Origin of the sequence: Faecalimicrobium dakarense (genome assembly GCF_000499525.1) — a bacterium.
Classification (GTDB): Bacteria; Bacillota; Clostridia; order Peptostreptococcales; family Peptostreptococcaceae; genus Faecalimicrobium; species Faecalimicrobium dakarense.
This window is the reverse complement of sequence record NZ_HG529253.1, coordinates 1-13,001: the sequence shown is the minus strand read 5'-3', so window position 1 is coordinate 13,001 and position 13,001 is coordinate 1. Positions and strand designations below refer to the sequence as shown.

14 protein-coding genes are annotated in these 13,001 nt (G+C 26.5%); 6 read left to right on the top strand and 8 right to left on the bottom strand.

Going from position 1 to position 13,001, the window contains the following annotated elements; translation table 11 throughout:
• Together BN899_RS03520 and BN899_RS03515 are read left to right on the top strand one after the other, a co-directional pair.
• Positions 1 to 774 (top strand): pyridoxamine kinase (locus BN899_RS03520; RefSeq protein ID WP_042272979.1); only part of this gene is annotated, 774 nt, incomplete at its 5' end.
• A 209-nt stretch (positions 775 to 983) separates the two neighbouring features.
• Positions 984 to 1,166 carry a YlbF family regulator gene (locus BN899_RS03515; RefSeq protein ID WP_042272977.1) on the top strand — a complete coding sequence of 61 codons (183 nt, stop codon included), beginning with the start codon at positions 984 to 986 and terminating at the stop codon, positions 1,164 to 1,166.
• 188 nt (positions 1,167 to 1,354) lie between these two features.
• On the opposite strand, the gene BN899_RS03510 is transcribed toward BN899_RS03515, so the two are convergent.
• Complete coding sequence (locus BN899_RS03510; RefSeq protein WP_042272976.1) at positions 1,355 to 2,539, bottom strand: hypothetical protein; 1,185 nt, start codon at positions 2,537 to 2,539, stop codon at positions 1,355 to 1,357.
• A gap of 206 nt (positions 2,540 to 2,745) precedes the next feature.
• On the opposite strand from BN899_RS03510, the gene BN899_RS03505 reads away from it, so the two are divergent.
• Positions 2,746 to 3,063 (top strand): hypothetical protein, encoded by a 318-nt coding sequence (locus tag BN899_RS03505; RefSeq protein ID WP_042272975.1) that lies wholly within the window; start codon positions 2,746 to 2,748, stop codon positions 3,061 to 3,063.
• 47 nt (positions 3,064 to 3,110) lie between these two features.
• Here BN899_RS03505 and BN899_RS03500 read toward each other — a convergent pair whose 3' ends face one another.
• The 4 genes from BN899_RS03500 to BN899_RS03485 all read right to left on the bottom strand — a co-directional run bounded on the left by BN899_RS03500 (position 3,111) and on the right by BN899_RS03485 (position 7,410).
• On the bottom strand, positions 3,111 to 3,680 hold the full coding sequence (locus BN899_RS03500; RefSeq protein WP_042272974.1) for a hypothetical protein: 570 nt from the start codon (positions 3,678 to 3,680) through the stop codon (positions 3,111 to 3,113).
• Between the two features lie 192 nt (positions 3,681 to 3,872).
• Positions 3,873 to 4,817, bottom strand: coding sequence for a 4Fe-4S binding protein (locus BN899_RS03495; protein WP_042272972.1), 945 nt, complete (start codon positions 4,815 to 4,817; stop codon positions 3,873 to 3,875).
• A gap of 1 nt (position 4,818) precedes the next feature.
• Complete coding sequence (locus BN899_RS03490) at positions 4,819 to 6,465, bottom strand: FAD-dependent oxidoreductase (RefSeq protein ID WP_042272971.1); 1,647 nt, start codon at positions 6,463 to 6,465, stop codon at positions 4,819 to 4,821.
• Positions 6,466 to 6,720: 255 nt separating this feature from the next.
• The gene (locus BN899_RS03485) at positions 6,721 to 7,410 is read right to left on the bottom strand and encodes a hypothetical protein (RefSeq protein WP_042272970.1); all 690 of its coding nucleotides are present in this window, start codon (positions 7,408 to 7,410) and stop codon (positions 6,721 to 6,723) included.
• Positions 7,411 to 7,577: 167 nt separating this feature from the next.
• Here BN899_RS03485 and BN899_RS03480 point away from each other — a divergent pair, with 167 nt between their 5' ends.
• The 3 genes from BN899_RS03480 to BN899_RS03470 all read left to right on the top strand — a co-directional run bounded on the left by BN899_RS03480 (position 7,578) and on the right by BN899_RS03470 (position 10,594).
• Entirely contained in the window at positions 7,578 to 8,471 is an 894-nt protein-coding gene (locus BN899_RS03480; protein ID WP_042272968.1) for a hypothetical protein, read from the top strand.
• 98 nt (positions 8,472 to 8,569) lie between these two features.
• Positions 8,570 to 9,316, top strand: coding sequence for a hypothetical protein (locus tag BN899_RS19255; protein WP_042272966.1), 747 nt, complete (start codon positions 8,570 to 8,572; stop codon positions 9,314 to 9,316).
• Between the two features lie 399 nt (positions 9,317 to 9,715).
• The gene (locus BN899_RS03470; RefSeq protein WP_042272964.1) at positions 9,716 to 10,594 is read left to right on the top strand and encodes a LysR substrate-binding domain-containing protein; all 879 of its coding nucleotides are present in this window, start codon (positions 9,716 to 9,718) and stop codon (positions 10,592 to 10,594) included.
• Positions 10,595 to 10,623: 29 nt separating this feature from the next.
• Here the strand turns inward: BN899_RS03470 and BN899_RS03465 are convergent, their stop codons facing one another.
• The 3 genes from BN899_RS03465 to BN899_RS03455 are packed head-to-tail and all read right to left on the bottom strand — an operon-like array spanning position 10,624 to position 12,725.
• Complete coding sequence (locus BN899_RS03465) at positions 10,624 to 11,622, bottom strand: hypothetical protein (protein WP_042272962.1); 999 nt, start codon at positions 11,620 to 11,622, stop codon at positions 10,624 to 10,626.
• Positions 11,615 to 12,406: a DUF1700 domain-containing protein gene (locus BN899_RS03460; protein WP_042272978.1), complete on the bottom strand. Its 792-nt coding sequence runs from the start codon at positions 12,404 to 12,406 to the stop codon at positions 11,615 to 11,617. Before BN899_RS03460 ends, BN899_RS03465 begins: the two co-directional genes overlap by 8 nt.
• Complete coding sequence (locus BN899_RS03455) at positions 12,393 to 12,725, bottom strand: PadR family transcriptional regulator (protein ID WP_042272960.1); 333 nt, start codon at positions 12,723 to 12,725, stop codon at positions 12,393 to 12,395. Before BN899_RS03455 ends, BN899_RS03460 begins: the two co-directional genes overlap by 14 nt.
• Positions 12,726 to 13,001 lie beyond the last annotated feature (276 nt).

The window sequence follows — 13,001 nt, the reverse complement described above, 5'->3', positions numbered from 1 at the left end:
TGTTCTCTAACAGTTGCTATTCCTATACTGTCCGCTTTAAAAGTACAATGCTGTCCTCTTCCAACTGCAATACTTTCAAGTCAGACAGGATATTCTGAGTTTACTTTTTTAGATTTTACTGATCATATGAGCGATTATTCTAAAGCATGGAAAAATTTAAATGTTGATTTCGATTGTATATATAGTGGTTTTTTAGGGTCTATTGACCAAATAGATATAGTTTCTAATCTTATTAAAGAAAATACCCCTTCACTAATTGTTGTAGATCCTGTTATGGGTGATGACGGTTGTATATATCCTATTTTTACAAAAGATATGTGCCATAAGATTAAAGATCTAGTAAGATTATCAGACTTGACTACACCTAATTTGACAGAGGCATGTTTTTTAACTAATCATGATTATTCTAAAAAAGATTATACTAGAGAAGAGATTATTAATATCGCCAAAGAAGTATCTATGCTTGGACCTAAAAACGTTGTTATAACGGGTATAATAGAAAATAATAATATTTTAAATCTTGCCTATAGTAAAGATACTGATGAATATTTCTTTACTTGTGTAGAGTATAATCATTGCTCTTATAGTGGTACAGGAGACATATTTACATCTATTCTATGTGGATTATTGAATAGAGATTATGATTTAAAATTTGCAGTTAAAACTGCTACTAATTTTATTTATAAAACTATAGATTATACTTCTATGTTTGAAACTAATCGTAATGATGGAGTAATGTTTGAGCAATTCTTATCTGAATTAACTTCAATTTAAAAAGGAGGTCTTAAAGTTTAAGATCTCCTTTTTCCACGTTGTCTATTTTTTATGTCAATCTTGATACCTTATATACTATTAAATTTTAACCGTATTTGCTACACTTTTGAAAGGATTTATAATAATATTTATATATTAATAATTAGTCTATATTTTAAGTAACATCTATAAAATATAATATACAGATTTTTAAAAGGAGATGATATTATATGGATATAAATCATAAGGCTAGGGAGTTTGCCTCTTATGTAAAAAATACTAAAGAATTTAAAGCTATGAATAAAAGTAAAGCTGATCTTGATAAAAATAGATCTCTTAAAAAGAAACTTGATTCATATGTTAATAAAAAAATAGTATATACTCTAACTATAGAATGGAAGATGCTTCTATAAAAATGAATCAGTTAAATCAAGAATATAGTGATTTTTTAACCACCTATTGTATCTAACTATATGCAAACTACAAAACAATTTAACTCTATGATGGAACAATTATACAAAACTATAGAAAACGAATTGCTTAAATAAAGTTACTTTATTTAATAAAAATAGAATGCCAAAAGGCATTCTATTTTTTATAATTATTCATAATCTCTTGGTTGTATCATATTTTGCATCATCATATTTTGCATCATCATATAATAATTCATCCACATATCATTCATATCTTGATATTGATTTATATATGAATTCATGTACGGCATATCCATTGTTGGATATTCTTTTGCAAATCCTCCCATATATTGCATTGGGCACATATCATACATTGGGCTTACATATGTTGAGTCACACATATTACAGTCGTATATATCTATATCTTCAACATATATTATCTCAGCTTGTTCTTTACATGGATTGCAATAGCTTGATTTATAACTTTTTGTTTGTGGCATATTACATCCGCAATCATATTTTTCTTGTTTGCAAGGTTTTTTCTTCATTTCATGACATCCACAATCATGTTTCTCTTCCTTACATGGACTCTTTAACAATTCATTGATACATCCACATTTTTGTTTTTCTGGTTTGCATCCATAACTTGGAACATATTTATCTATACCTTTAACACAGTGATCTTCATATGCAGGTTTTACATTTTTTTCACATGCATCTAATTTCATTCCACATTTATCTATCATGTCTTCACATTTTTTAGATTTTAGTTCATATTCTTTTATTTTTTCTCCTGCAGTTTTAAAGCATTCTAATGCTTTTTCATCACATTTTTTAGCTTTAGCAAATAACTCTTTTGCTCTTTCATTATGTTCTTGTGCTTGTTCATATAAGCATTTAGCTCTTTCACAATGTTCCTCAGCTTCTGCTTCTACTCTTTTAGCCTCTTCGTATAAGCATTTAGCTTGTTCACAAAGCTCTTGTGCTTTTGCTAATAATTCTTGTGCCTTACATTCAGCTATTTTTGATTCTTTTTCACTACAATTAGCATTATTTTTTAAATTTTCAGCTTTTGCTGATAATACTTTAGATGATTTTTCACATTTTTGAGCTTGCTCAAATGCAGCCTTTGCTTTACATTCACACTCTAATGCTTTTTCAAATAACTCTTCTGCTTGTTTAGCTAATTTTACACACTTATCTACACCTGCTATTTCAAAGTCATTACAACCACAGTCTACATATTTTTTAGTAGGCTTTTTACATGTATTCATTGGTTTACATGTATTTACTGGCTCGTTACAAAAATTACAATCGTCGTATTGAGGTGCGCATGCGCATCCATGTTTTTTTTCTTTCTCATAATACGTCAAAACCCCCTTGCTGTATTTTAACCCCCATAAGAAAAACTTATGTTGTCTACTATAATTATATGTTTGTCAGCAAATGTGGTTACTAATTTATTTAATGAGTATTATTGTTGATTTTGAATCTTATATTTTTTTATTTATTGGATATTATATTGATAAGCACTATAGATTAGTCTATTAAAATAAGATTTTAAGATTGGAGAAACGTTATGACTTCTGATGAATTTAACAATGTTTATTTAATTAATGAAGAAAAAAATTTTAATTCTTCTAGTTCAGACTACTATAATAATTTAAAAAGCTTTGCTAAAAGCAATCCTGCATTAACTACAGGAATAGCTACAGCTTCAGTAATTGCTACAGCTAGTGTTATTAGCCCGAGAGTTAGAAAAGTTACTGTGCCAGTTTGTAAATATGTAGCAAAACAACAACTAAAACTTCTTACTGGTATTGGACTATTATCTGTAGCTCGCTCTATATCAAATCAATCTAATCTATATAATAAATTAGATGATAATAGTTTGTAATAAGATAAAAGCAGTATTAGAACCAAAATTGGTATCTAATACTGCTTTTAATCTAATGAAATTAATTCATCTTCATAATATAATTGAACATTTTTTATCCAAGTTCCCTTGTATCCTTCTTGGATAATATTTTTTATTATCGCATTTACTGTATATTCTTTAGTATATTCGTTTAAGTAATCGTCTTTCCATGACACCCTACTATTTTCTATATCTGTTGGCTCTACTAGTTCGACTCTAGCAGTTTCCTCTCCATAAACAGTTACTTTAATAGGTAAATCATTAAAAGCTTCATGAGAAATAAAGTTAATTATAGTCTCAACTTTTTCTTCTAGAGAACTATTTTCTTCTACCTCAACAAATCTAATATCTTTAACATCTTTAGATAACATACTTATAGGTATTTTTGTGGTATTAACAAATTTATTCGCTTTACCTGAATCTTTTGTAATTCCATTAACTTCTCCTGCTGCTTCTAAAGGTTGACTCTGTGTATCGTCAATTATATAAGATGACTTAGCATCTATAGCACTACTATCACTTATATTATTACTTGCACATCCTGTAATTAATAAAATAGTAGCAATTATACCTAAATTTACTGCTAATTTATTCATAAGTATACCTCTTCTTCATTTAAGCTTTATTTTATTATAGCACAGTATACTTTATATTTTTAGCATTTTTATCCTATTTTTCTACTTTATTTTGTTTTTTTCATTTTTTTCTCTTAAAAATTTTATTTTTTAAATTAAATTATAATTTAATTATAATAAATTTTAATATTTAAATCTACATTCTACTCATAACTAGCATGTTGCCCCACCTATGATATGAAGGTTTGCATCTAATATTTCATCTTTTCTATTTAGTATTTCATTATTTAATAACTGAGACTCTATTTTTTCAAATCCTATCCTATCTATCATATCACCAAAACGTTCACCAGTTTTTCCTTGTTCTCGATATATAAGTAATGTTTTTTCTATTATATTTATAATCTCATCTTCAGTGTATATACCTGTCACTAAATTTCCTGGTCTAGATACTTTTCCCCATTTACCACCAATATATATTTTAAGTCCCCTTTGCCCTTCTTCTATTGCATCAAAGTGACATTTATCTATACATAAACCACAGTTGTTACACATTTCTCTATCTATAGATAATTTACCATCAACTATCTTTAAAGCTCCTGTCTTACAAACTGATAAAGGTCCACACTTTTTACATCCTGAACACATATCTCTATCATACTCTGGAATATGTTGACCTACTATACCAAAGTCATTTAAATCTGGCTTAATACAGTTGTTTGGACATCCACCTATACCTATTTTAAATTTATGAGGTAGCTTTACATCATACCAACCTTTATAAAACAATTCATGTAATTTTGTTCCTAATCCTTGCGTATCACAAAGTCCAAAAGTACATACAGTTCCTTTACATGGTACTATTGGTCTAACTCTTGAACCAGTCCCTCCTGATACTAAGTTGTCTTTTTTAAGATATTCTTTTACATTTTCTATATCATCATATTTTATCCCTGGTATTTCTAATGTAAGTCTTGTTGTTAATGATACTTTTCCACTTCCAAAGTTTTCAGCTATTTCAGATACGTTTTTAAGCTGTTTAGCTGATAAAGCTCCATTTTCAGTTATAACTCTACAAGAAAAGTGCTCTCCATCATTATTTGATAAAAAACCTTGCCCTTTAACTGCTTTTCTCATTTCATCACTTAATTTAGCCATTTTAGTTTCCCCCTACTAATTCTAAATTTAATAAATCTTTATTTAAAGCTATTCCACCCTCTAAAACTTTAACATCTTTATATCCATAATATTTCATTCTATTATATGTCATATATGCTCTTTTTCCTCGTGCACATACAAGAAGTATTTTATCATCATATTCAATACCATCTATTTTTCCGTTAATATTCCTAAGCTCTACAAACCTTGCACCTTCCAATTTCTGTACTTTTCCTGAATCTAAAATTTTATATAAATCTTGGTTTTTTATAAACTCATCATATGTTATTGTATCAAGTTCACCATTTATTTTATTAAGTAATACATTTGCCGCGTGTCCAATTGGAGGTATTGCTGTCGAAAATGGTGGTGCATAAGCAAGATCTAGGTTTTGTAAATCAGAAACCTTTGCATTAAATGTTATAGCTGTTGCAACTACATCTATTTGCTTATCTACTATCCCTTTTCCAAATATTTGAGCACCAAGTACTTTTTCAGTATTTCTATCTGCTATAAGTTTTATAAATATAATATCTGCATCTGGATAATAATGAGCCTTATCATCTATTGGAACTATTACACTTTCAACATCATATCCTAATTGGGTAGCTTCCTTTTCTGTAAGTCCTGTTCTTGCCGCATTTATATTTAATAATTTAACTATTGCAGTCCCTAAAACACCCCTAAATTCTGAGTTTTTACCCGCTAAGGTTTGAGCTAAACATCTTCCCTCTTTATTTGCAGAAGATCCCATAGGAGACCACACTTGCTTATTACTTAATATATGTTTTACAGCTACACAATCTCCTGCTGCATATATATCATTGTCACTTGTTTGCATATATTCATTAATTTTTATAGTCTTATTATTTTCTAATTCTAGCCCGCAGTCTCTTGCAAGTTCCACATTAGGTTTTATTCCTACTGCCATTACTACTAAGTCCGCTTTCATAGCTCTTTTATCAGTTCTTATTTTACTTACTTTATCCTTTCCTTCAATTGAAGATAACTTCTCATTAGTAAGTACCATTATTCCACTTTCGATAAGTTCATCTTCTATATATGAACTTACTTCATTATCAAATCCTGGTAATATATGATCTGCTGCATCTATTATAGTTGTTTTTATATTACATTCATGAAGATTTTCAGCAACTTCAAGTCCTATAAATCCTCCACCAACTACTACAGCTCTTTTAATTTCTTTTTTATCAATAACTTCTCTTAAATCTATAGCATCCTTTGGCGTACGCATATAATAAATACCTTGTAAGTCAATACCTTCTATTGAAGGCTTTATAGGATCTGCACCTGTTGTAAGAACTAATTTATCATATTTAAATCTAACTTCTTCTTCTTTTGAAAGATTTTTAGCAATTACAATCTTGTTCTCTCTATCTATAAATTTGGCTTCGGTATTAGTTATAACATCTACTTCTGTAAGTTTTGAAAAACTTTCAGGGGTATTTACTATAAGACTATCCTTATCTTCAATTACACCACCTACATAATATGGTAATCCACATCCAGCGTAAGATATATCCTTTCCTTTAGTTATAAGAGTTACATTATATTCTCTATTCTCACGTTTTAATTTTGCAGCTGTTTTAGTACCAGCTGCTACTCCACCAATTACTAAAATATTCACCTTTTGCCCCCCTTTTTATTTATATAAAAGTTCAACTTTAAATAATTAATTTTTTAACAGTTAATATCTATTAAAATTATAGCAATCCTTTTACAAAAAAGTAAACTTATAAATATTTATTGATTTATAAGTTTAATTTATAGTTAAATTTAGTTTTTAAATAATTATCTTATCCTTATTCAAAAGTTTAATAATTTATTATATTTTAAATATACAAAAAAAATAAATTCTACATATAGTATGTAGAATTTATTTTTACTTATACGCAAATAGCTCTAAATATGATGGTATTAAAGATGCTATATTTAGGTTTATAGTGTAACTTGTAAATACATTTCCTAATAAATGTTCTATATTTGATTTACAATCGTATATAGGTGATAAAAAAGTATATTCTGGGTTGGCCACACCTATAATTTCATTTTCTAAGCTCAAATAAACACTAGAATTACAATTCAAAAAATTTGGTACAAATATTTCGCTGACGATTATTGTATTTATACAGTCTCTTCCCTCTCCAAAAGCTTCAAAATATACACTTTTACATTCATTTATATGTGCAGTTCCTTTTATTTTTATGTTTATTTTTAGATTGAATTTAATATTTTCAGTTATATTTAGTAATAAACTTTCACAGTTTTTATCTATTAGGTTTACATACTCCTTTTTTAAGCATATTTTATCTTTTTTCAGGCTTGAGTCAGTTAAAACTTTATGTCCATTTATCAGAACATCTTTCTTTATGTTGAATATACTATATTCAAACTTAGTTCCAGTTATATCTATTTTTGTATTAATTGGTAGATCACATTCGCTAAAAACTTTAAAAGTAATAGGTAAATTAGAGTTTATATTACTTGTACTTCTAACACTATCATATATTTTATTTGCACTTACAGGACATAATCCTACATTCCCCTCACGTAATTTACATAGTTGACTCATATATACTCCCTCCTATTAGGTATATATTTTATAATATGATTTTTTTTAAAAAAGTTATAAATTTTTATCAGAATTTTTTGAATTTTTTTGTGTCATTAGTCGATTTAGTTCATATATTAGTAGGGAGATGAGATATCTCAACAAAAATTAATTAGGAGTGGTATATTGTGGAAAATAAAAATAATATAAACGGATTGCAAGCTTGTTCTAACGATCTTATGAATGTTGCAACTATGCTTAATCCTGAAGGATTTGGTGGACAACCTCATCATCTTACACCTTGCGATATATTTGATATTATAAAATGTATTTTAGTAGGATCTCCTTGTTCACATCATTGTTGGCAAACAGCTCAAGCTCAACTTGAAGAAATGGGCTTTTGTCCACACCCTGGACATGAAGGAATACTTGATAGACTTTGTGAGGAATTAGAAGACGTAATCTGTAATGTAGATAATCATAGACTTAAAAAACAGTTAGAAAGAGCTTTAGATTTATGTAAATGTTTAAAACAAACATTGAAATCTATTAACTGTATTGATGGAGCTTCTCATTTAGTAGGAAAATTATTCTGCATATTATTACAAGTTATACTTTTAGTAGTATCTATCATAGTTAAAATAATTGTATTATTAGCTTTCTGTAAGCATGAGCATACATGCAACGATGTAACTTCTTCATTCTGTGACTGTCTAATTTGTGACTTAGAAAAAGAATTAGATGAAATTCAAAAATTAATTGAGAAATTAGGAGATTTAGCTATAGCATTTATTAAATTTGCTGCTAAAAAATGTAGACCTCACAATGATAATTGTCACGATGACAAATGTAACGATGATTGGAAGTTTAATGACAACGACTGGCCATTTGGTGACGAAGACTGGGAATTTAATAACGATTGGAAAAAACATGACGACTTTAAATGCGATGATGATTGGAAAAAACACAACGACTGTAAATGCCATGATGATTGGAAAAAACACAACAACTGTAAATGCCATGATGATTGGAAAAAACACAATTGCTGTAAATGCAAAAAAGATTTTGGATGTAAATTCTAAGTATCCAGAGGGTAGTAAAAGATATATGTAATTCTAAAAATTAAGTATAAGCTCCTTATTTAGGAGCTTATACTATAAAAATATTAGGGGGTATTACTTTGTTTTTAAATAACGATTTAGATATAATTTATAATAATTTATCTGATATAAAATGTAACATGTTTTGTAATAACAACGATTGTTTAAAAGAACATCATCTAGTACAAAAAATAATTTGCGATTTTTTTGATAAAAATATATGTATTCCTATGAAGCAAGAACATGATGATTGTGATTGTTTTGATTTAATAAATTTATTAATATGCACTGTATCAAATATAGAAAAGCATACTTGTTGCAACAAACATCATGGATATTTATTACAAATACAAAGACTAAAATGTATATTAGAAAATATAGAAAAACTACTATGTCAACTTAAATGTTCTTCTACTAAAGATTGTAATTTGCTATCTAAAGTTTTATGTTTATTATTTGAAATAATAGAGCTACTTGCAAATATAATATTAAAAATTAAAAACTTAGAGTGCTTATGCAAATCTCATTTTGATTGTAAATGTGAAATATTTGAATGTCTACTTCGTGTACTAATAGAAGAGATAGATGATTTAGAAGATAGAGTATCTGATTTTGCTCAAATAGTATTAAAAATTGCTTCTTTAAATATAATAAACTGCACTGCTTGTACTGTTTCACCACGTCATATACCAAAAGATCGTAGCTATATGACTGGATGCTGTGATTGTGATCACCACTGCGACTGTGATTGTGATTGCGATTGTAGATGTGACTGTCCTTGTGACTGCGATTTCTGTAAAAGAAAATCTATGAATCCTTATAGATAAGTATGTATATTTTTTATAATTTGAAATATTAATAATATTTTTTATTTTATTAAGGGGCTATGTTTATTTAAAATATAGCCTATTTATCATTTAAATCTATAAAGTTCTACTAACTTAATATTATTTAGTTGCTCATTGTATAGTCTTGTCGCTCTGTAAAATATATTTTGTATTATTATAAATGTATCTTATTGTACATATCTAAGTTTCTCATATACTTACTTTTATTTTATATAATCTGTAATTGCTAAACTTTTCAAATCATCAATTATGATATAATTATTCTATAAAACAATAAATTAATATTTTAAAGCATTTATATATGTAAATAAAACTTGAAATTTTAATATATTTCGAGTTATTATATAAGCTAAATTATAAATACTAAGGGGAATTTGTATGCTTGATTTTAGATTAGAAACATTTATACAGCTTTGTGAAAGTAAAAACTATACAAAAACTGCAAAGAAATTATGTATTACTCAGCCTGCTGTTACTCAGCATATAAAATATATTGAATCTAAATATAATGTAAAATTATTTCAGTATGTTGGTAAAAGTCTTACACTTACAAAGGCTGGCGAAGTTTTTTTAAATAACATGCTTCATCTTAAAACTATGTCAAATGCTATTGAAAATAATATAAAAACTTTAAATTCTAACAATAAATCTTTATCTTTTGGGGCTACCCGTACTATTGGTGAATTTATTGTTCCTAATATAGTGAAAAAGTATATTTCTGAGTTTCCCTCAACAAATTTATCAGTAGTTGTTGATAATACTTCTACATTACTTGATATGTTAAAAAAAGGATTAATTGAATTTGCTTTAGTTGAAGGACACTTTAATAAATCTGAATATGAAACTTACTTATTTAGCAAAGAAGAATTTGTAGTTGTAACTTCTCCGGATAATGAACTTACTAACAAACCTCATGTTAATATTGACGATTTACTTGATAGCCGTTTAATAATTAGAGAAAAAGGTTCTGGAACTAGAGAAATTTTTGAAATGTGGCTTTATGAACATAACTATTCTTATGAAAACTTTAATCATTTTATAGAACTTGGTAACATAAATCTTATAAAAGATTTAGTTAAGGATAATCTTGGCATAAGCTTAATGTATAAAAAAGCTATTGAAAAAGAAATTAATAATAAAGAACTTGTTTTTATAGATATTGATAACTTTGATTTATATCATGAGTTTAATTTTATATTTTTAAAGGATTCTATTTTTAAAGATGATTATGTAGATTTTTACAATTCTATAAAATAAAAAGCTTCTCATTTTGAGAAGCTTTTTATTTATAAAATATTTATATGTCGTACGTTTGTATTAATCTTATATTCTTTTTCTAATGAGTCTAAATTTTTATTTAACGTACCTTTAATTTCTCTTACTATGTTGTTTTCTGAATCATCATTTGATGAATTTTCTAAATCTATATTTTCCGATGCTTTCATATCTACATTAAACTTATATTTATTTATAGGTATATTTAATTCTACTTGAGAATCGTGACCATTTATATTAAGATTATTTGCCACTGGTATCTCCGTTGTAATATGAGCCTGACCATAAGATTGAATATTTAAATTCACATTATTTGGTATATATTTTTCTATATTATCAATAAATATATCATTATCATTAGAATACATAGTTATTGAATCTGATGTTATATTAACATTTTCTATTCCTAAAAGTTCTCCCATCGATAATTGGATATGCTCTTTAGATACTATATCTAATGTTTTTAAATTTTTAACTTCGTTAGGTAAAGATATAGGTCCATATATTGTTTTAAAATAAACATCATTTAAAAGGATATTATCTATAACATTTAAAGATCCATACCTTGTAGATACATTTAAGTCTACATTATTTGGAATATATATTGTTATATCTTGATTATGTTGATAAATATTTGATTTAGCTAACTCTATAAGATCATCAAAATTATTAATTTTAAAATCATAATTAGGTTTTCTATCTAGTTCTTTTTCTGTTATTACTAATTCTTTATTATTGTTTTGTATAGCATAGTTACTTATTCCTCTTTTAGTAATTTTTACACTATTTTCATCATGTTTTTTTATTATAATATGGGCATTTATAGTATTTATATTTAATTTATTGACATCTATTTGCTCATTGTATATAATTTCGTCTTTGTCCATTTCTTTTTGTATTTCATATGCCTTATTTGTAAAATATGGTATAGATTTTATACCTGAATATACAGTTCCTATTCCCCCTATTATTACTAATATTATAGCAAATATAGATAATTTCTTATTCATATTTCTCATCTCCTTTATCATAACCTTTAGATTCTTCATTATCATGATAATTTGACTTTTCATCATTTATTTCTATTTCTTGTTTTTCATATTCTTCTTTTTTCTTACTAGCATTTATATATATGTTTCTTGTTTTCATCCAATTTATATAACTTTTAACTATTTTCTTACATAATCTTATTGCAAATATGTATATTTGCCAAGCAAGTATTTCCCCACCAATAAATGCCATAGATCCAAATATAAATAATCCTATTAATTGTGGAGTTGAAAATATAAAATTAAATGTAAATATTAATATACCTGTATAAATTACTAATGATGCAACTAATCCTATTCCTATAGTTATTAATGTCATTAAAACTACAAAAGCAGGTATTATTAAAAATAAAGATAATATAGCTAGAACTACTTGTATACATTTTCTACTTGCTTTATGGTCTTCATTTTCTATATTTGGTGTTAATTTTTCACTTATATATTTTTTACATTTATTGTAATTTTCTTTTGCTCTTAATTTTATTACATTTAATCTATCATCTATACTATCCCTTTTAGATGATTTAGCATCATCATTATTTCTTATTTGTGATATAAGTTCATTTGCAATGGTTTTAGGTGATCCTAATGCTTTTATTATCTCCATATCGCTTTTTCCCTCTATAACCCCATCTACAAAATACTCTTCGTAATCTCTTAATATATCTGCAACTTCATCTTCAGAAAAATCTTTTTTAAGATAGTCTTTTAATATCTCTAAAAATTCTGCTTTATTCAAAGTCATTACCTCCCTTATCATTTTCAATTAAAACATTTACAGCCTTAACAAACTCTTTCCATTCAGCCATCAACTTATTTAAATTTTGGCTTCCCAATTCTGTTATTTTATAATACTTTCTTGCAGGTCCTTCACTTGACTCTAATATATATGTCTCAAAATACTCTTCTTTTGTTAATCTTCTTAAAATTGGATATATAGTTCCTTCATTAACATCAATAACTTTAGATATATTTTGAACTATTTCATATCCATACATATCTTTCTTAGAAATAAGTGCTAATACACATATTTCTAACACGCCTTTTCTAAATTGTGTGTTCATATATTTCCTCCTTTCTATACAACACAGTACTGTTTAATGCACAATACTATGTTTCACTTCTTATGTATTAATAGTAACACAGTACTATGCGTTACACAATAGATATTTATAAATTTATTATAGCCTTATTAAAATTAATTAATACATATTTCAATATTCATACTACTTAAGTCTAGTAATATAATACTTTCATATATTTATATAAAAAATAAAGCTATTTAAATATTTAAATAGCTTTATTATATCTTCAATAAATTTATTTTATATAATTTATAA